Origin of the sequence: Ornithinibacillus gellani, assembly GCF_003730295.1 — a bacterium.
GTDB lineage: Bacteria > Bacillota > Bacilli > Bacillales > Amphibacillaceae > Ornithinibacillus_A > Ornithinibacillus_A gellani.
Map to the genome: position 1 here is coordinate 61952 of NZ_QTSZ01000037.1, position 18626 is coordinate 80577.

At 38.3% G+C, this 18626-nt stretch carries 17 protein-coding genes; 3 read left to right on the plus strand and 14 right to left on the minus strand.

Going from position 1 to position 18626, the window contains the following annotated elements; translation table 11 throughout:
* Positions 1 to 77 precede the first annotated feature (77 nt).
* Positions 78 to 200 carry a hypothetical protein gene (locus tag DX933_RS18740; protein ID WP_263363195.1) on the plus strand — a complete coding sequence of 41 codons (123 nt, stop codon included), beginning with the start codon at positions 78 to 80 and terminating at the stop codon, positions 198 to 200.
* Between the two features lie 143 nt (positions 201 to 343).
* On the opposite strand, the gene DX933_RS10655 is transcribed toward DX933_RS18740, so the two are convergent.
* On the minus strand, positions 344 to 1297 hold the full coding sequence (locus tag DX933_RS10655; RefSeq protein WP_123316418.1) for a DUF2515 family protein: 954 nt from the start codon (positions 1295 to 1297) through the stop codon (positions 344 to 346).
* Between the two features lie 125 nt (positions 1298 to 1422).
* Here DX933_RS10655 and recU point away from each other — a divergent pair, with 125 nt between their 5' ends.
* Together recU and DX933_RS10665 are read left to right on the plus strand one after the other, a co-directional pair.
* Positions 1423 to 2010, plus strand: coding sequence for a Holliday junction resolvase RecU (recU, locus tag DX933_RS10660; RefSeq protein WP_123316419.1), 588 nt, complete (start codon positions 1423 to 1425; stop codon positions 2008 to 2010).
* Positions 2011 to 2026: 16 nt separating this feature from the next.
* Positions 2027 to 4705 carry a transglycosylase domain-containing protein gene (locus tag DX933_RS10665; RefSeq protein ID WP_123316420.1) on the plus strand — a complete coding sequence of 893 codons (2679 nt, stop codon included), beginning with the start codon at positions 2027 to 2029 and terminating at the stop codon, positions 4703 to 4705.
* Between the two features lie 270 nt (positions 4706 to 4975).
* Here DX933_RS10665 and nth read toward each other — a convergent pair whose 3' ends face one another.
* From nth to mgsA, 13 genes are all read right to left on the minus strand, one after another.
* Positions 4976 to 5638 carry an endonuclease III gene (nth, locus tag DX933_RS10670; protein WP_123316421.1) on the minus strand — a complete coding sequence of 221 codons (663 nt, stop codon included), beginning with the start codon at positions 5636 to 5638 and terminating at the stop codon, positions 4976 to 4978.
* Position 5639: 1 nt separating this feature from the next.
* Positions 5640 to 6317, minus strand: a complete 678-nt coding sequence (locus tag DX933_RS10675) for a DnaD domain-containing protein (RefSeq protein WP_123316422.1) — start codon at positions 6315 to 6317, stop codon at positions 5640 to 5642.
* A 124-nt stretch (positions 6318 to 6441) separates the two neighbouring features.
* Positions 6442 to 7734, minus strand: a complete 1293-nt coding sequence (gene asnS / locus DX933_RS10680) for an asparagine--tRNA ligase (protein ID WP_123316423.1) — start codon at positions 7732 to 7734, stop codon at positions 6442 to 6444.
* Between the two features lie 19 nt (positions 7735 to 7753).
* Positions 7754 to 8935: a pyridoxal phosphate-dependent aminotransferase gene (locus DX933_RS10685; RefSeq protein WP_123316424.1), complete on the minus strand. Its 1182-nt coding sequence runs from the start codon at positions 8933 to 8935 to the stop codon at positions 7754 to 7756.
* Between the two features lie 33 nt (positions 8936 to 8968).
* The gene (locus DX933_RS10690; RefSeq protein ID WP_123316425.1) at positions 8969 to 9505 is read right to left on the minus strand and encodes a cell wall elongation regulator TseB-like domain-containing protein; all 537 of its coding nucleotides are present in this window, start codon (positions 9503 to 9505) and stop codon (positions 8969 to 8971) included.
* A 197-nt stretch (positions 9506 to 9702) separates the two neighbouring features.
* A complete protein-coding gene (gene dinG / locus DX933_RS10695) occupies positions 9703 to 12486 on the minus strand; it encodes an ATP-dependent DNA helicase DinG (RefSeq protein ID WP_123316730.1) in 2784 nt (927 codons plus the stop codon).
* A 110-nt stretch (positions 12487 to 12596) separates the two neighbouring features.
* The gene (panD, locus tag DX933_RS10700; RefSeq protein ID WP_123316426.1) at positions 12597 to 12980 is read right to left on the minus strand and encodes an aspartate 1-decarboxylase; all 384 of its coding nucleotides are present in this window, start codon (positions 12978 to 12980) and stop codon (positions 12597 to 12599) included.
* A gap of 1 nt (position 12981) precedes the next feature.
* Positions 12982 to 13863, minus strand: a complete 882-nt coding sequence (panC, locus tag DX933_RS10705; protein ID WP_123316427.1) for a pantoate--beta-alanine ligase — start codon at positions 13861 to 13863, stop codon at positions 12982 to 12984.
* Positions 13864 to 13867: 4 nt separating this feature from the next.
* Positions 13868 to 14707, minus strand: a complete 840-nt coding sequence (gene panB / locus DX933_RS10710) for a 3-methyl-2-oxobutanoate hydroxymethyltransferase (protein ID WP_123316428.1) — start codon at positions 14705 to 14707, stop codon at positions 13868 to 13870.
* A 180-nt stretch (positions 14708 to 14887) separates the two neighbouring features.
* Positions 14888 to 15877, minus strand: a complete 990-nt coding sequence (locus DX933_RS10715; RefSeq protein ID WP_123316429.1) for a biotin--[acetyl-CoA-carboxylase] ligase — start codon at positions 15875 to 15877, stop codon at positions 14888 to 14890.
* A complete protein-coding gene (locus DX933_RS10720; protein ID WP_123316430.1) occupies positions 15853 to 17055 on the minus strand; it encodes a CCA tRNA nucleotidyltransferase in 1203 nt (400 codons plus the stop codon). Before DX933_RS10720 ends, DX933_RS10715 begins: the two co-directional genes overlap by 25 nt.
* A gap of 20 nt (positions 17056 to 17075) precedes the next feature.
* A complete protein-coding gene (bshA, locus tag DX933_RS10725) occupies positions 17076 to 18200 on the minus strand; it encodes an N-acetyl-alpha-D-glucosaminyl L-malate synthase BshA (protein ID WP_123316431.1) in 1125 nt (374 codons plus the stop codon).
* The gene (mgsA, locus tag DX933_RS10730; protein ID WP_123316432.1) at positions 18197 to 18616 is read right to left on the minus strand and encodes a methylglyoxal synthase; all 420 of its coding nucleotides are present in this window, start codon (positions 18614 to 18616) and stop codon (positions 18197 to 18199) included. The genes bshA and mgsA overlap by 4 nt, the downstream gene beginning before the upstream one ends.
* Positions 18617 to 18626 lie beyond the last annotated feature (10 nt).

Genomic DNA, 18626 nt, shown 5'->3' on the forward strand with positions numbered 1-18626 from the left:
TCCTTCCCATTCGACAAAACTAGAACTGGATATACAAAAGAAGTCAAAAGATCTCAAAATAAACAGGAGGTATGTACATGAATCACAAATCATCTAATAAACAAGGTAGAAAAGAAACACGTCCCCCGAAGAAACAACAGGATCGAGCGTTGTATCGTGGCGACAAGAAATTGGAAGGCCCTAATCGACCATCAACTTAAATATTTGATTTTTATGAGTAACAGGAAAGTATAAAGGAAACGCTGATGAAAGGTGGCTGCGCTCTAGTAAGCGTCAGCCACCTTATTAACCTGCATTTTTAGCTGTTTTCTTGTATTAGTTGTCTTTAAACAGCTATTTTGCTTCATGTTTGGCAAATTTTTTGTTTTAAGCGTTCATAATTTTGTATCAATCGTCTTTTTCGATAAAAGGTCGAACCGATACTGCGAATTTTAAATGGTTTTTCAGGCAGGATCCATGATTCTTTTATCATTGTATCCTGGTACCAATCCTTTCGCTTGATGTGCTGATGCGAGATGGACGGACAGACGGAGCGGAGATTGGGACTCCTTGTTTTTTCATAGAAGGAAAAAATTTCATAATCCAATCTTGAACCTGTATGTGGCACCGTGTGATGGAATGCATGAATTTCTGGATATAGTTGCGGGTGGAAAATAATGGTGGCTAGTTGCTTTCCAAGTAAAATACGCTCATCCACTTTTGTAAAACGTCGCACCCATTGCCCATAGATGGTTGATTTTGTCGTTGGTAGTAAAACCGCATTTGTTTTCAAGCTATTTTGCAGCATATATGGTAGATTTTTAAAAATGGAATGATGATAATCCTTATTTTCAATGATTGGTTTTTGTATAACATGCTGTTCGTTTATAATGAGTGAACGTAAAAGCCTTTCCCCATCCCGGTGCATCCAATAATGACTCCACTCTGCAATCATAAATTCTGATACTTGCCACTCCGGTAGTAAATAAAATAAAGGGCGTTTTAGCTTTTTGGATAGTTGATATATAAGTAGCTGTGGATAGGCATCGGAAAAAATAAGCCAATTTGCCTTTTCATAGATTAAAAACAATTGTAATCTTTCTTTCTCTCCTAACAGCCCATGAAGTGGTTCATGATATAAATCTGTCATGTTCCACCCTGCATTTCTCGATACCAAGCTTGCAAGTAGCACCCACTTCATTTCTGGAAATCTCGAATAGTATTGTTGATAAGCTTTTGTCCGTTTTAGGTTATCTAGATTATACCTGTTCGTCTGATTTGTTATATAATGTAGGTAATCCTGCAGATGGTATGGCATAAGATGTTGGTTTCCTTTCACATTTTTGTCATATTAGAAGCGGAAGGATTGCTTGAATATTGTGTAAAAGTTAAAAAACGAAACTTTTTCTGTTATGATACGGTAATGTACTAGGAGGGCATCAAATGAACTACCCAAATGGGCAGAAAAGGAGTATTATGAGTAGTCAGTCAAGTCCATTAAAGAATAGCTACAGTAATCGTGGAATGACCCTGGAGGAAGACATTCATGCTACGAATCAATTCTATCTAGATCAAAACAAAGCGGTTATTCATAAAAAACCAACACCAGTTCAAATTGTTAAGGTAAACTATCCAAAACGTAGTGCTGCGGTAATTACAGAAGCTTATTTCAAGCAAGCATCCACGACGGATTTTAATGGCATTTATCGACATAAATATATTGATTTTGAGGCGAAAGAAACCAAAAATAAAACCATCTTTCCCCTCGCTAATATTCATGCTCACCAGATACAACATATGCAATCGGTTGTTGAACATGGAGGTATTTGTTTTGTAATTATTCGCTTCGCCTTCCATGGTGAAACGTATTTATTTGAAGCCAAATACCTATTGGAGTATTGGGATAATATGTTAAATGGTCAAAGAAAGTCGATCCCATATGATATTATTAGAGAACATGGACATTTTATTCCTTTTAAATATCAAGCAAGGGTTGATTACTTAGCAGTTATTGATCGGCTTTATTTTTAGATTGGAGGCGCGTAAGATGGCAGGAAATGGCCAAACTCGCACAGAAAGAAGAAAACAAAAACAAGCAAAAAAGAAACCTATTGGTAAAAGAATATTATGGGGTGTGTTGATTGCATGCCTAGCTGTTATGATTGGCGTTGGTGCACTGTTTACTTATTATATTGTCACTGCTCCTAAAATTGATGCATCTCAGCTCACTGACCCATTCTCTTCCAAAATATACGATCAGGATGAAGAACTATTTGCTGATTTAGGCTCTGAAAAAAGAACAAAAATTGAATTTGATGATTTACCTCAAGTATTAGTAGATGCCGTTACAGCTACAGAGGACGTACGTTTCTTTAAACATCCGGGTATTGATGTTCGCCGGATTGGAGCAGCTGTTATTGCCAACTTTAAACGTGGATTTGGTGCAGAAGGTGCTAGTACCATAACGCAGCAGCTCGTTGAAAAGTCATTCTTACCACCAGATAAGAAAATAAAATATAAAGTTCAAGAAGCCTGGTTATCCTTAAAGCTGGAGCGTAAATATTCTAAAGAAGAAATCCTGGAAATGTATTTAAATAAAATCTTCTACGGTAATGGTTCGTACGGTGTTGCTAAAGCTGCACAAAATTATTTCGGTGTAACGGACTTAAATGATCTAACTTTAGCAGAAGCGGCTATTTTAGCAGGATTACCGCAACGACCTACTGCTTATAATCCGTTTCAAAACCCTGACTTAACGAAAAAGCGAATGGAAACAGTTCTGAAGCTCATGGTTAGGCATGATAAAATTACACAAGAACAAGCAGATGAAGCAATGAAAGTAAATGTTGAAGATTTACTTACGAAAACGAAGACGACCTCTACCCCTTATGAAGCATTTTTACAACAGGTAGAGCGAGAAGTGAAAAACAAGCTTGATGGCGTGGATATTAATACAGATGGCTTGAAAATTTATACAACACTGGATCCAAATGTTCAAAAGCATGTGGAGTTTCTATTGAAAGATGGTGGAGATAATCCTATTCCATATCCGGATGATGAAATGCAAGCAGCAATGACCGTATTGGATACGAAGACAGGTGCTATTCGTGCAATTGGTGGTCGTAGAAACAGTGATGGTACCGGTCAGTATAATTATGCTATTCAAGGCGGTCAACAGCCTGGATCTACCTTTAAGCCGATTGTAGCGTATGGACCAGCCATTGAATATGATAAAATCTCAACATATCACCAGTTAAACGATGATAAGCCTTATGAAGTTAAGGGATCTACTCCAATTCGAAACTGGAACCGAAAGTATCAGGGCTGGATGTCTGCTCGTTACGCATTGAGTCAATCATTAAACGTTCCGACTGTAAAGCTGCTGGAGGAAACGGGATATGGTAATGCGAAAAAATTTGCAGAAGGCATTGGTATAAACTTTGCAGATGATACGATCTCCATCCGTGATGCAATTGGTGGTACTGCAACCATTGCTACACCATTGCAAGTCGCAGGTGCATATCGAGCATTTGCCAACGAAGGTATTTATAATGAACCATACGCAGTAACAAAAGTTGAATTTCCAGATGGACGCGTTGTGGAAATGAAATCCGAATCTAAACCTGCTATGTCAGATTACACTGCTTATATGGTTACAGACATGTTGAAAACAGCTATTACAGAAGGAACTGGTACACTTGCTAACATTCCAGGATTGGCAGTCGCTGGTAAAACCGGTACGACGACACATCCAGATAAAAATGGTGCACCAGATTCATGGTTTACTGGTTATACAACGAATTATACCATCTCTGTTTGGACTGGCGGCTATACAGATGAAAATGGAAAACGAACTGTAATTCCAAATTCACAAACGAAAATACCACATGCATTGTTTAAAAATACAATGACAGAGATATCGAAAGAAATCGAAACAAAAGATTTCAAGATGCCTAGTTCTGTGGTTAAGATTGGTGTAGAAAAGGGATCTAATCCCCCTGCCCTACCGAGCAAATATACACCACAGACACTGATTACAAACGAGCTGTTTGTCAAAGGAAACGAGCCAAAGCAAACATCGGAACGATATGACAAACTGGATCCGGTGAAGAAGCTGAAGGCTAAATACGATGAAGATGCTAATGCAATTGAAGTCAAATGGAAACATGATTCAGATCAAGATGTTACCTTTGAAGTAAGTGCAAGCGTAAATGGTGGTTCAATGCAAGTATTATCAACAACAGATGATACTGAAATGACCATTGAACAGGTTGAAGCCGATGCTACGTATGATATACAAGTAGTAGTCGTTAGTGCGCAGGATTCAGCTAATCGGAGTGATGCTGTTTCAACCAAGGTGAAGACCCCGAAAGATGAAGAGGAAGAAGAAGAGGACGAAGAGGAAGAAGAGTCAATGGTACCTGTTTCCGGATTGGAAGCATCGTATAAGGAAGACAGTGGAATCATTGATGTTTCCTGGGAATATGAAGGTCCTGCTGCTTCCTTTGAGGTAGATGTAAATGGTCAAAAGCAAACCGTATCTTCAAATGGAATTGAAATTAGTGGTGTGAAACCAGATACAACGTACACTATTACGGTGACACCAATAGGAAAAGAAGGTGCTAACGAAGGTATTCGTGCTGAACCTAGAAATACATCTGTTCAAACGCCGCCTCAAGAGGAAGAAGAAGACCCCGGTGAAGAACAACCGGATGAAGGTGAATAATCAATAATAAATACACCCTATCGGAATACCTTTTGGAATTCCAATAGGGTGTATTTTTATCAGTGATGAAAGTGCGAAAATCCCCACTGATTGAAGTTTCACTTTATCACAGATTAACTGGCTGTAAGCCCCCCTCAATAAATTTGTTGATCACAAGCATTGTAAGTGGTGGATCAACAGCCAGTAAAGGCCTGATCGGTTCGACTAACAATCAGTGGGGAAAGTGAAAAAAGCCCACTGATTGAAGTTTCACTTTATCAAGCTTTCGCTTTAATTCGGGGTAACCTCAAGCTTTTTCATCCGTTTCTTCCCTTCTCTACAAATCTCGAGAAGCGGGCATTCCGGACAATTTGGATTTCTAGCCTTACAATGGTAGCGGCCAAAGAAAATCATACGATGATGTGTTTCACTCCACTCTTCCTCTGGTACCTTTCGCATCAACGTTTCCTCTACTTCCAAGACCGAATCCTTCCATCTGCATATCCCAAGTCGTTTGGAAACACGTTCCAAATGGGTATCCACTGCAATTGCTGGTACTTTAAAGGCGACAGAAACAACGACATTCGCTGTTTTTCTACCAACCCCAGCCAGTTTCATTAACGCTTCACGTGTTTGTGGTACTTCACCATGATGCTGATCGATTAATGCTTGGCAAAGTTTTTGAATATTCTTTGCCTTATTTCGGTATAAACCAATCCTGCGAATATCCTGCTGAAGTTCTTCTAGGCTGACAGCTAAATAATCCTCAGGTGTTTGATATTTCTTAAATAAATCAGCAGTTACTTTATTAACGAGCACGTCTGTACATTGTGCTGACAATAGTACTGCGATAACTAATTCAAAAGGATTACGATGATTCAGTTCACATTCAGCATCTGGAAACATCTTCTTCATTTCGTCCAGACAAAATCGAACCTGCTTACGATTCAGCATGCTATTCCCCCTCCAACCAATTATAATAAAATGATGTATCACGTTTTGGATTATTTGGCTGCTGTTGATCTTGTTTGGAATGGAACTTTCTACTAGCCTCTCTTGCATCCTCTACGGTTTGAATTCCTTTTTTATTCCATTCACGCAGGATCCTGTCAATATATTTAAAGTTTAGTTTTCCCATTAAAACAGATTCCCGTAATGCAGCTTTAATTAATGCGGGCATCAACTGATCTTCATCCAACCATACATTAATCGTTTCTATTTCAAAGGGTGATAACGGGCGACCAAATTCTTGTTCAAATAATACAAAAATAGTGCCAGTTTCCGGCTCTTCTTCTGTTTTAGAAGGTGGTGCAAATAGCTTTGTCCAAAGTCCCTCTAATGAATACACTTCACTCAAAACTTGTTTATCGTTGGATTGTTCAATCTTTAACAAACCTTTTTGAATGAGCTTTCGTAAAATTAAGGAACATTCCTGCTCATCCATCGTCAAGCAGGCAGAAAGTTCTGTTGGTGTGGGGAATAGATTCCCGGCTGTAGAAAAACGATGTAATTGAAGAATGAGAAGTACTTCCTGTTCATTCAATCCCAATGATGGAAAATCAGTTAATAATTTAGTAGGAATTGATATTTGATTTTGCAGCACATATTGCATTGAAATAGTATTTTTTTTCATCTGATGCACCTCCCTGCTAGTATATCATGAGTCTTGTGTTTCTGTTGGCTAAATAGAATACATTCCATATGAAAATCCCCTGCCCAACCGCGCAAGGGATTATCTATAAAATGTAGCGATTTGTTTATGGATAAAGTCGATTTAACAGACGTGGGAATGGGATTGTTTCACGTACATGGTCTACACCAGACAGCCATGCAACTGTTCTTTCCAGGCCCAAGCCAAATCCGGAATGTGGTACATTTCCGTATTTTTGTAAATCTAAATACCATTTATAAGCATCACCAGTGAGTCCGTGTTCCTCATATCTTTCTTTCATTAATTCTAAATCATCAATTCGCTGGGACCCACCAATAATTTCACCATAGCCTTCAGGTGCGATAAGGTCGGCGCAAAGTACAACCTCTTCACGTCCAGGAACTGGCTTCATGTAAAAAGCTTTGATTTCCGCTGGATAATTGGTAATGAAGACAGGCTTATCAAAATGTTCAGCGATAGCTGTTTCATGTGGCGCACCAAAATCATCGCCCCAATCTATATCTGTAAAGCCTTTTTCTTTTAATAGTGTAATTGCATCATCATAAGAAATTCTAGGGAACGGAGCTTGAATTTGTTCTAATTTAGATGTATCTCTTTCTAAGGTTGCTAATTCAAGCTGACAGTTCTCTAATACAGATTTGGCAATGTAGCTCACATAGTTTTCTTGGATTTGTAGACTTTCTTCATGGTCGACAAATGCCATTTCAGGCTCTATCATCCAAAATTCAATTAAATGACGTCTTGTTTTGGATTTTTCAGCGCGAAAGGTCGGGCCGAAAGAAAAAACTTTACCAAATGCCATAGCTGCTGCTTCCATGTATAGCTGCCCACTTTGAGACAAATATGCTTCTTCATCAAAATACTGCGTATGAAATAGCTCTGTTGTTCCTTCTGCAGATGAAGCTGTTAAAATAGGCGGATCTATTTTTACAAATCCTTGTTGATTGAAAAACTGGTAGGTCGAACGAATGATTTCGTTACGTATTTTCATAACAGCATGCTGTCTGCGTGAACGTAACCATAGATGTCTGTGATCCATAAGAAATTCAGTTCCGTGTTCCTTTGGTGTGATTGGATAATCAATTGCTTCATGAATTAATTCCAAACCAGTTACCTGCATTTCAAACCCAAGTGGTGAACGCTTATCCTCCACAATTTTACCAGTTATGTAGATAGATGATTCTTGATGTAAGTTCTTGGCAAGCTGAAAAATTTCCTCGTCTACATCATTTTTCGCAACCACTGCTTGCATAAAGCCTGTACCATCCCGAAGCTGTAAAAATGCTATTTTACCACTGGAACGTTTATTTTCCAACCATGCACCAATGGTTACTGTTTCATTTTCATGTTTTTTTACATTTGAAATCGTTGTTTTCACGTTAGTTACCTCCATCAATCTAGGAATGATTTTCTACGAATCGTTTCATTCGTTTTGCTGCTTCAATTAATGCTTCAGTTGATGTTGCATAGGACAAGCGAATGTTATCTGGTGCTCCAAAGCCACCACCTGGTACAACAGCAACCTTCTCTTCTTCAAGTAATGCTTCAACCCATTCTTCTGTACTGTTAAATTGGTTCATTTTAACAGCTTCAGCAATATGAGGGAATAGATAAAAAGCACCGTGTGGTTTAGTACATGAGAAACCAGGAATATCTTCTAATAAATTATATAATAAATCCAGTCGTTCCGAAAATACCTTACGCATGTCAACGGTTGGATCTTCTGTTGCAGTATATGCTGCTAACGCGGCATATTGGGCAATGGAAGTAGGGTTAGATGTAGCATGAGAAGCATGGCTGCTCATTGCTTTTATGATGTCGGCATCACCTGCAGCGTAGCCAATCCGCCATCCAGTCATTGCATGTGATTTAGAGACACCATTAATGACAATGGTTAAATTTTTTAATGCTGGTGACAATTGTGCAATTGAAATATGTTTTTCAGTTGTATAAATCAGTTTTTCATAAATTTCATCGGAAACAATCCATATCTGATGTTTCACACATACTTCACCCAATGCTAACAGTTCTTGTTCTGTGTATGTCATTCCTGTTGGGTTACTTGGAGAATTAATGATTACTGCTTTTGTTTTTTCTGTAATAGCAGCTTCTAATTGTTCAGGTGTAATCTTATAATTGGTTTTTTCATTTGCTTCCACAATTACTGGTTTTCCTTCTGCTAATTTAATCTGCTCAGGATAGCTTACCCAATATGGAGCAGGAACAATTACCTCGTCTTCCGGATTTAATATCACTTGGAATAATGTGTATAAAGCATGCTTTGCACCAGTCGTGACAATGATTTCCTTAGCAGTATAATCCAGCTCATTATCCTGTTTAAACTTATTTGCTATCGCTGCCTTTAGCTCGGGAATTCCACCTGCTGGTGTATATTTCGTATGCCCTTCTTGTAATGCTTTGATTGCTGCTTCGTTAATAAAGTCAGGGGTATTAAAATCAGGTTCACCAACACCTAAACCAATTACATCGTACCCGGCCTGTTTTAACTCTTTAGACTTGGCTGCAATTGCTAGCGTAGAGGAAGGTGTCATCTGTTTTACTCTATTTGCTAATTCCATTTTGAAAACGCTCCTTTTCATGCTTGAATAAGCCTATTTAAATACACGACGGAAACGTAATTGTTCCACTCGCTCTCCGTTATTCATGGAAAAATAATCCAGTACATGACGACCAGAATGATCGGTATAGGTGACTTCCCATAGGGGCTCTTTACCTGAAATGGCTGGAATGATATCAATCAGCTTACAACGATCACAATTTTTTATCCAATCTTGCTGCATCGCTTGCTTACTGACAAGATTTTTTGTTTCAAATACCAAGAAACCATCATTTGTTTTTCGGTTTACTGGTACAAAGACAAGTTTATGTGTCCCATCTTTTTTTGTACCAGTTACAGCAAAATAGCTTTCATCCCCATTAAATCGAGTAATATCGGTAATTGCAGTTAAATCTGTTTCTTTTAATACAGCTTGCTTTGCTTCCACCATTCCAGCTTCTTTTGTTTCCTGGATGTCCTTGTACAGAAAAATACCGTAAATAAACCCAACGATTAGTATAACTCCTAATATGATCATTCCCCAAGCTAACCAGGTAGGAATGGATCGTTGGGAATGTCTCATTTGTTTCATGCCAGGACACCGACTTTAACTTTTTTACAATCATCATTTGTTACTACCATCTGTTTACCTCCTGTATGTATATGAGGTTTTTTCTAGATTGAAAGCGTATTTTCCATCTGTTTGTTAAACATGGATAAATACCTCATTTTATTACTAACAATCTTTTTATATTATATACGGATATGAAACGCATTGCATCCGAATCTTTAAAACCATTTTTCCGCTTCTTCCATCAATGCAGTAGTAGAAGCATATTTCATTGGAACGGCAGGAATAGAAGATAAAAATATGTTACCATAACGTGCCTTCTTCAGTCTGGCATCACAAACAAATACTATACCGCGGTCACGCTTGGAACGAATCAGCCGACCAAAGCCTTGTTTGAATCGTATGACTGCATTTGGTAAGGACAATTCATAGAATGGGTTTTTGTTTTGCACACGCATTGCAGTAGATTTTGCCTCATAAACTGGGTGATCAGGAGGCTGAAATGGTAATCTGACAATGACTAAGCAAGACAAATCCTCACCTGGAATATCAATTCCTTCCCAAAATGAGCTCGTCCCTAATAGTATAGCACGTTCAAAGGTTTGAAAGTTCTTTTTTAATCGTTCCCGACTTCCACTCGAAATTCCTTGAGCAATTACATTATATTCATTTGCTTCCATCATTTCTTTTAACAAATGATAGGATTTTCTAAGCATGTCATAAGATGTAAACAAAACGAGCATTCGACCTGAAGTAATTTTTGACAAAGATAGAATTGCTTCAGCAGTTGAATAAATAAAGTCATCCAGTTTGTCATACTTGATGTCCGGAAAATCATTTGGAATGAGTAATTTCACTTGCTTATCATAAGAGAAAGGTGACGCAATTATTTCTGTTATCAGCCGATCACTTGGAATACCTAAGCTTTTTTCAATAAAGGAAAAAGACTTCCGCATCGTTAAAGTAGCACTTGTTAAAATAACACTTTTTTTCACAGCAAAAAAATCATTCGCAAGCCAACTTGATATATCGGTTGGTTCACTATATAAATAAACTGCATTTCGGGCACCTAAAGCTTCTATTTCTATCCATTTAACTCGTGCAGCTTCTTCCGGTTCTAAAAATAAATGCTCCAGATGGTCAATATATTGTTGGAAGGCTTGTACCGCTTGTGTAGCCTGTTCCCCTTCCCCATTTTCTCTCTCCTGAACTGACAAAAAGGATAAAAGATGAATCAAATCTCGTATGGATACCATTAAACGTCCGACCATCTCTATTATATCATGCCATGCATCATTTGCTTCTGTTTCCGCATGGTAACGATACTGAATTCGTCCGATATCACTTAATGATTTATCCTGCTTTCGCTTATCAATGACATATTGAAATATAGTACGAAATAAATCATCCATTTCATGCTTTACATCATAGAATATAGCATCCCATTGTTCAATAGGAAATTGCTGCTTTATTTGTGGATATTTAGATAAATAATGCGCTAGCCAGCCGTCTTCATCTGAAGTGCCAATTTGGTTGAAGGAATAAAGCATGCTACGATAATCTAATTTTTTTCCGTGATGATGTGATGCTGTTGTTTCAAAATGATGGGCTTCATCGATAATGACACGTTCATAGCTTGGTAAAAATTGATATTCATTCATCATATCTGTGCATAGTAAGGCATGGTTGGTAATGATCAAATCTGCTCGTTGCGCTTTTTTACGAGCATGTTGATAATAGGAATACATCATCCAAGGTGACAATGGATCAAAACTTTCTGATTCACTGGAAATTCGTTTAAAGAAAAGATAACCGCTCGAAGGTAAATTAATCTCCTCAATATCGCCAGTTTCCGTTTCCGTAAGCCAGACTAAAATAATTGCTTTTGCCAGTGCGACATCGTAATTCCCTTGCTGTTCATTCTGAAGCTCCTGCTCAAACTTTTCCAAGCTGATATAATGTTGTTTCCCTTTTAATAATGCTGCCCGAAATGGAAAAGGCATCCATTTTTGTAAGGACGGAATTTCTTCGTGTAACAGCTGAGATTGTAGTTGTGTCGTATAAGTACTAATAACAATACGTTTATTTGTTTTTACAGCTTCATAAATTGCTGGCAAAAGATAGCCAATTGATTTCCCTGTTCCTGTTTCCGCTTCAATCAGTGCATGCTTTTCAGATTGAAATGCATGATACACTTCTTCGGACATATGGCGTTGACCTTCTCTTTTTTCATAATGAGCCATCGATTGTTGCATGATTCCATCATCAGAATAAAGATCATCTAAAAAAGTACCAAAAGAAATGACATCGGTAACTGTCCGCGACATAACCTCATCCTGTTTTCGAAATGCCAATCCGCGGTAAACAACCAGACTTTCATTCGAATCCTGTGCAAAAGCCAGTTGCTCTTCTAATTCTTCGAGCATCGTATGTAAATCAGAATGCAGTTCCTTTGTAAGCTTTCTCAATTGAACAATTGTTTCATAAGGGAGCGTATGTAATTTCTTTTTAAGCATAATAAATAATTTTGCTGTGACAAATGCATCTGAAAGTGCTCGATGTGGATCATCATGTTCGATTTCTAAATAAGCAGCAAGCTGACCCAATTTATAACCAGGAGCATCAGGATATAGAATGCGTGCGAGTTCAACCGTATCAATTGATGGGTTGTTCAGTGATTTTCGTCCACTTGCCTTTAGTTCAGCATTTAGAAATCCCAAATCAAATGGAACATTATGTGCAATTAAATAACTGTCTTTAAATAAATCCACTATATGATCTGCACACGCTGTAAAAGTAGGTGCTTCAGCAACATCTTCGTCAGTTATTCCTGTTAAATTAGAAATAAATGGCGGAATAGTCTGTTCTGGATGAAGGAAGGTCGTATATTCATCAACGATTTTATCATCTTGAATGATTACCATACCAACTTCGATAATTTTGTCTTTCGCTGCAGCGGCATGCCCAGTTGTTTCTAAGTCAATCACAACGTACTTATCCAATATCTCACCAACTTTCTTGGTCGGATTATCATCCTTATGAATCACCTTGTAAGGTACTAAAATCGGTGTAAAACAGGACCCCTATCCATAGATAAGCGTCCTGTTTAAGGTTACATTTTTGTCAATGGAGCTTCTTGTTCCAGTAATTGTTCAATTTCATTATCTGTATTCATAATAGCAACTTTCGGTTTATGATGCTCTAGTTCATCATTAGCAATCATTGCATAAGCGATTATGATAACTGAATCCCCAGGCTGAACCAAACGAGCAGCAGCCCCATTTAAACAAATAACCCGTGAGCCACGTTCACCCGGAATAACATAGGTTTCTAAACGTGCACCATTATTGTTATTTACAATTTGAACCTTTTCATGTGGTAGTATATCTACCTGATCTAATATATCTTGGTCTATCGTAATACTGCCAACATAGTTTAAGTTAGCTTCTGTAACGATAGCTCGATGAATTTTTGATTTCATCATCGTACGAAACATGCTATTTCCCCCTACTGAATGTGGTGATGATCTCCCCTTTTTCATTAAAAAGAAGATTATCAATTAAGCGAGCATGTTGAAATTGAACGGCAATTGCTAAAACAACCATTTGCTTGACTGTAGTAGTTTTTGTTAGAGAAGGATACGCTAGCAATTCTACATAATCAATTTTACCATTTGTTTTTTGTTTCACATACTCTTTTACCTCTTCTACAATGATAACAGGATTGCTTTCACCGTCAACTACTAATTGTCTACCTTTTTCCAGCGCTGCAAATAATGCAGCAGCTTGGGCTCTCTCTGTTTCGGACAAATACACATTTCGGCTACTTTTTGCCAGTCCATCGGCTTCCCTTACAGTGGGTACGCCAATCAACTCGATTGGAAAGTTATAGTCCTGAATGAGCGCATCAACTACCGCAACCTGTTGAGCGTCCTTTAGTCCAAAATAGACACGTGTCGGTTGAATCAGATGAAATAATTTAGTCAATACAGCTACGACTCCATCGAAATGACCAGGTCTTGATTGTCCGCATAGAACATCTGCACGATCAGTAACTTGAAGTTTGATCTGTTGTTTTTGGGGATACATCTCCTTTACATTAGGAAGAAATAGAATATCTACTCCAACTTCTTCAGCGAGCTTGGTATCCCTCTGTGCATCTCTTGGATAGGTTTCAAAATCCTCGTTCGGTCCAAATTGCAATGGATTCACGAAAATGCTTGCAACGACAATATCATTTTCTGTTCCTGCTTTTTCCATTAAGCTCAAATGCCCTTCATGTAAAAAACCCATCGTTGGCACAAAGCCAATTTTCTTACCCTGCTGCATTTCCAAAAGCATTCGTGCTTGCATATCTTGGATGGAAGTAATTATTTTCATGCTATTATTCCTCGCTTTGTTTCGTTGGCAATAATGCTTGATCTTGTATTAAAAAGGAATAATCTTCTGTTGGAAATGCTTGATTTTTTACTTCCCTAATATACTGTTCCAATGCTTGTACACCGATTTCATTGAAATCTGCAAAAGGTTTTACAAACTTTGGTAATCGGGATACGCCGTATTGAAGAATATCATGGTAGACGAGCACTTGCCCATCACAATCTACTCCTGCACCGATTCCAATAGTTGGAATAGAGATACTGTCTGAGATTATTTTTGCCAATTCCATAGGTACACATTCCAATACAACTGCGCATGCGCCACTTGCAGCTAAATCCTGCGCTTCTTTAAGTAGTCTTTCACCTGTTTCCCGGTCTTTTCCTTGTACTTTATATCCACCTAAGACATTCACTGTTTGTGGTGTCAATCCAATATGGCCAACTACCGGAATACCAGCATAAGTAAGTCGTTTGATAAGCTCCGTGACCGCATCATCAGCACCTTCTACTTTTAGCGCCTGTGCATTTGACTCCTGAAAAAGCTTTTGAGCATGTGATAATGAAGCTTCCATGGAGATGTGGTAGGACATAAAAGGCATATCCACAACAGTAAACGTGTTTGGTGCGCCTCTTCGGACGGCTTTTGCATGATGAATCATATCATCCACCGTAACCTGAACGGTGGAATCATAGCCTAAAACAACCATCCCCAATGAGTCACCTACAAGAATCATATCGACTGCCGCTTTCTCAACGGTTTTGGCAGAAGGATAATCATAAGCGGTTACCATAGTGATTTTTTCTTGATCCTGTTTCATTTGTAATAAATTAGAAGTCGTAATCATTTTATTCCCCCTCAAATAGTAAAATATATGATCTATTCACCATTCTTGAAAATGAATCTAATCATTAACTAGAAATCCAAGCATTCGTTCGTATACTTTTGCATGGCCAATGTAATATGGAGATGTGTTGTGTTTCATACCGTTTTCATTGAGAAAGATATCACTTTCCATCAAATAATTCTAATCAGCCTCATGAAACCAATCGATTTCAGCAGAATATAGTTTTTCCGGTTTTCCAGCGGAATCTGTTACTAATAACGCACCATCATCTGCAATGCCTAGAAAAGTGGCATCCCACTCTTTTTGGAAAGTGCGAATATGGATCGATTCGTTTAAGCGAAATCCAAATTGTTCCCATTTTCGTTTGATGGGTGCAAACCCTTGTTTCATATAAGCTGCATAGGTCGGTTCAAAAGCTGCCAAAATTTCTTGAATAAGTGGTTTGATTTGGATGGAGGTTCCCGTTTCCAATAATAAAGAACTTGCTTTATGCCATAGCTCTTCCGGAATATCCCCCTCTTGATGAAGTACGTTCATTCCAATCCCGATAACCATATATTGAATCCGATCCTGCTCAGCCTGCAGCTCAGTAAGGATACCGGAGACTTTTTTGTTTCCAATTAATATATCGTTAGGCCACTTAATATATAATGACTGATTGAGTTTTCTTTGTAGCACGTCAGCTAACACAGTTGCTGTTAATAAGGTAAGCTGTGGTGCTTGATGTGGTGGTAGGGATGGTCTAAGTACCATACTCATCCATATGCCTTTATGAAGCTTTGAGTTCCATGGGCGCTCCATCCTACCCCTGCCATTGGTCTGTTCATCGGCAATAACAACTGTACCATGCGGTGCGCCTTCCTGTGCAAGTTTATGTGCCAAAACCTGTGTCGAGTCTATCGTCGTTCGATGAATCATTGTTGTGCCAAGCCAATCAGTTGTTAGCCCCCATTGTACTGTGTTGGCGCTGACCTTTTCGGGAAAGGAAATAATTCGATAGCCTTTTCTTGGTTTTCCTTCGATTTGATAGCCGTCTTTTTCTAATTCCTTCATATGTTTCCATACAGCACTTCTAGAGATTTCCAGCTGGTCAGAAAGTGTTTGACCGGAAATATATGTATCTGTGTTTTCAGCTAGTAGGTCAATTAATCGATTACGGGTGGGTTCCATTGTAGCCATTCCTTTATCTTTATTTTCGAATTGTCCAATCTGCCCATGACAATTTCCTTTTCAATTCGTAATAGTGTTTCCTGCATCCAACGCCCTTTTTTCCAATCTGGGAAACATCTTGATAAATCATTTCCATTCCAATTCATTTCCTGTTTAGAGCGGATGGGAAGCTGATTAAATAATTGATAAAAATATGTTTCATCCATCTCCTCGTTTGGATTTAGAAGTGACGTGATTGTTAAAAAACATGTCTGAAGCTCTGGCATTAGTCTATAAACAAGCCAGCGATCCATACCATGTGTTTTTGCATAGCTTATTGCTTCCACAAGGTTCATTGCTTCTTTTTTTGTTCGGTTAGAACACTTCCAACCAGTAATCCATGTTTGCAGACGTATTTCTGGAGCTAACATATGGAAAAAGGCAGTGAGGCCGCCCAGTGAATGTATTGGTTTCATATGGTTTGGAATCCGTTCCATGATATATGGATAGTGTATCATAACAGGCAGTTGTTCATATACCTTTGTCTGTCGTAAATACATAAAGCCCTTGGCAGCATATGTCCCTGCTGCCAATTTGGCTAATTCATTGGTGATTCTTTCTACAGCAAGATTCCTCATTTGTGATTGAACTTCTTGGATGGCATGTAATGTTTGTGCTTCAATCTTAAAACCGAGCTGACTGGAAAAACGAAGTGCACGCAAAATGCGAAGTGGATCTTCCGTAAAGCGTTCCACTCCATTACCCACAGTACGAATTAACTTTTTTTGTAAATCAGCTTGCCCGCCGTATAAATCAATAATATTACCGTCTATATCCATTGCCAGCGCATTAATAGTAAAGTCTCGTCGTTGTAAGTCCTCATCAATTTGATCCACATAAAGTACAGTATCAGGATGACGCTGATCAGAATAGGTGCCATCCTTGCGAAACGTAGTTACTTCATAAGACACATGATTTAGACGGACAATTACTGTTCCATGTTCAATCCCCACAGGAATCACCGTATCGAAAATTTGTAACATTTTGTCTGGTGTGGCAGATGTGGCAATGTCAATATCACCTATCTCACGATGTAATAGTACATCCCTTACACAACCACCTACGAAATAGGCATGCTCACCATGCTCCTTTAGTTGTACAATAACTTCTTTTGCGGGATTAAATATATGTGGTAGCATATTTCTTCACCAATTTCTAATTATTTTTCCAATACATGATTGTATAATGCGATATATTGCTCCACAATTTCTGATGAATGAAAGGTTGTTCTAGCATGTTCTACAGCTGATTTTGAAAAACGGTATAATTGTTCCTCATTGGATAATAAATCGATAGCATATGCTGCAGCCTGTTCTACATCTCCCAGTTCTACAATATAGCCTGTTTCTCCATGCTTGATTACTTCTGGGATTCCGCCCACATTTGTTCCAATACAAGGGACTTCACAAGCCATTGCTTCCAGTAAAACAAGACCAAAGCTTTCTTTTTCAGACAATAACAGCTTCAGATCAGAAATGGATAATAAATCACTTATGTTTTTTTGCTTACCTAAAAAAAGCACTTGTTTCTCCAGTTTGAGCCATTGAACCATATGAAATGCATTAGAATATTCTGGTCCATCACCAATAAGCAGTAGCTTTGCTTTCACTTTAGGATAAATAAGTTGAAATGTTTCAATAATATCTTCCAACCGCTTCACTTTACGGAAGTTGGAAATGTGTATAATAACTTTTTCGTCGTTTTCAATTCCGTACTGCCGTCTAATTTCATGCAAATCTTTTTTATAGTACTCTTCTTCATTAACAAAATTATAAATAACCGAAATATCTCTTTCAATGCCCAATGTTGACTTTGTTTGTTCTACGAGACTATTGGATACAGCAGTTACCGCATCTGATTGTTCAATGCCATATTTAATCATCTTTTTAAACGTTCCATCAATGCCTAATACTGTAATATCCGTTCCATGCAAGGTTGTGACGATTTTAACATCATGCTCTGAAATGCTTTGTGCTAATATGGCACAAATGGCATGTGGCATTGCATAGTGTACATGTAATATATCCAGCTTTTCCCTATCGATAACCTCTGCCATTTTAGAAGCTAGTGCCAAATCATAAGGTGGATATTGAAACACGGGATAATGACTTAGCTCTACTTCATGATAAAAAATAGATGGATGGATATGGTTCAGGCGGAAAGGAATGCTGGACGTAATAAAATGAATTTCATAACCCTGTTCGGCTAACAGTTTTCCAAGCTCAGTCGCAATAATTCCGGAACCGCCTACGGTTGGATAGCAGGTAATACCGATTTTTTTCATAGATTTTGTTCCTTCTTCTTTTGGTTAATCATTTCCCGCCATTCAAAATCCCCTTGTTCGATACTGCGAACCATGATCTCCGCACCGGCAGCATTGGTTGCGAGTGGAATCATATGAACGTCGCAGAGTCGCATCAATGCACTCACATCGGGTTCATGCGGTTGGGCTGTAAGAGGATCCCGAAAGAAAATAACCAGATCTAACTCATTATCGGCAATTTTGGCCCCTATCTGCTGGTCTCCCCCTAAAGGGCCTGATTGAAATCGGTGGACGGATAATTCTGTTGCCTCTGTTATTTTCTGACCAGTTGTTCCTGTGGCAAATAGCTGATGTTTTTTTAAAATATGTTTATAGGCTTGGGTAAATTGTATCATTGCTTGCTTCTTTTTATCATGTGCAATTAAAGCAATATTCACGGGTCAATCC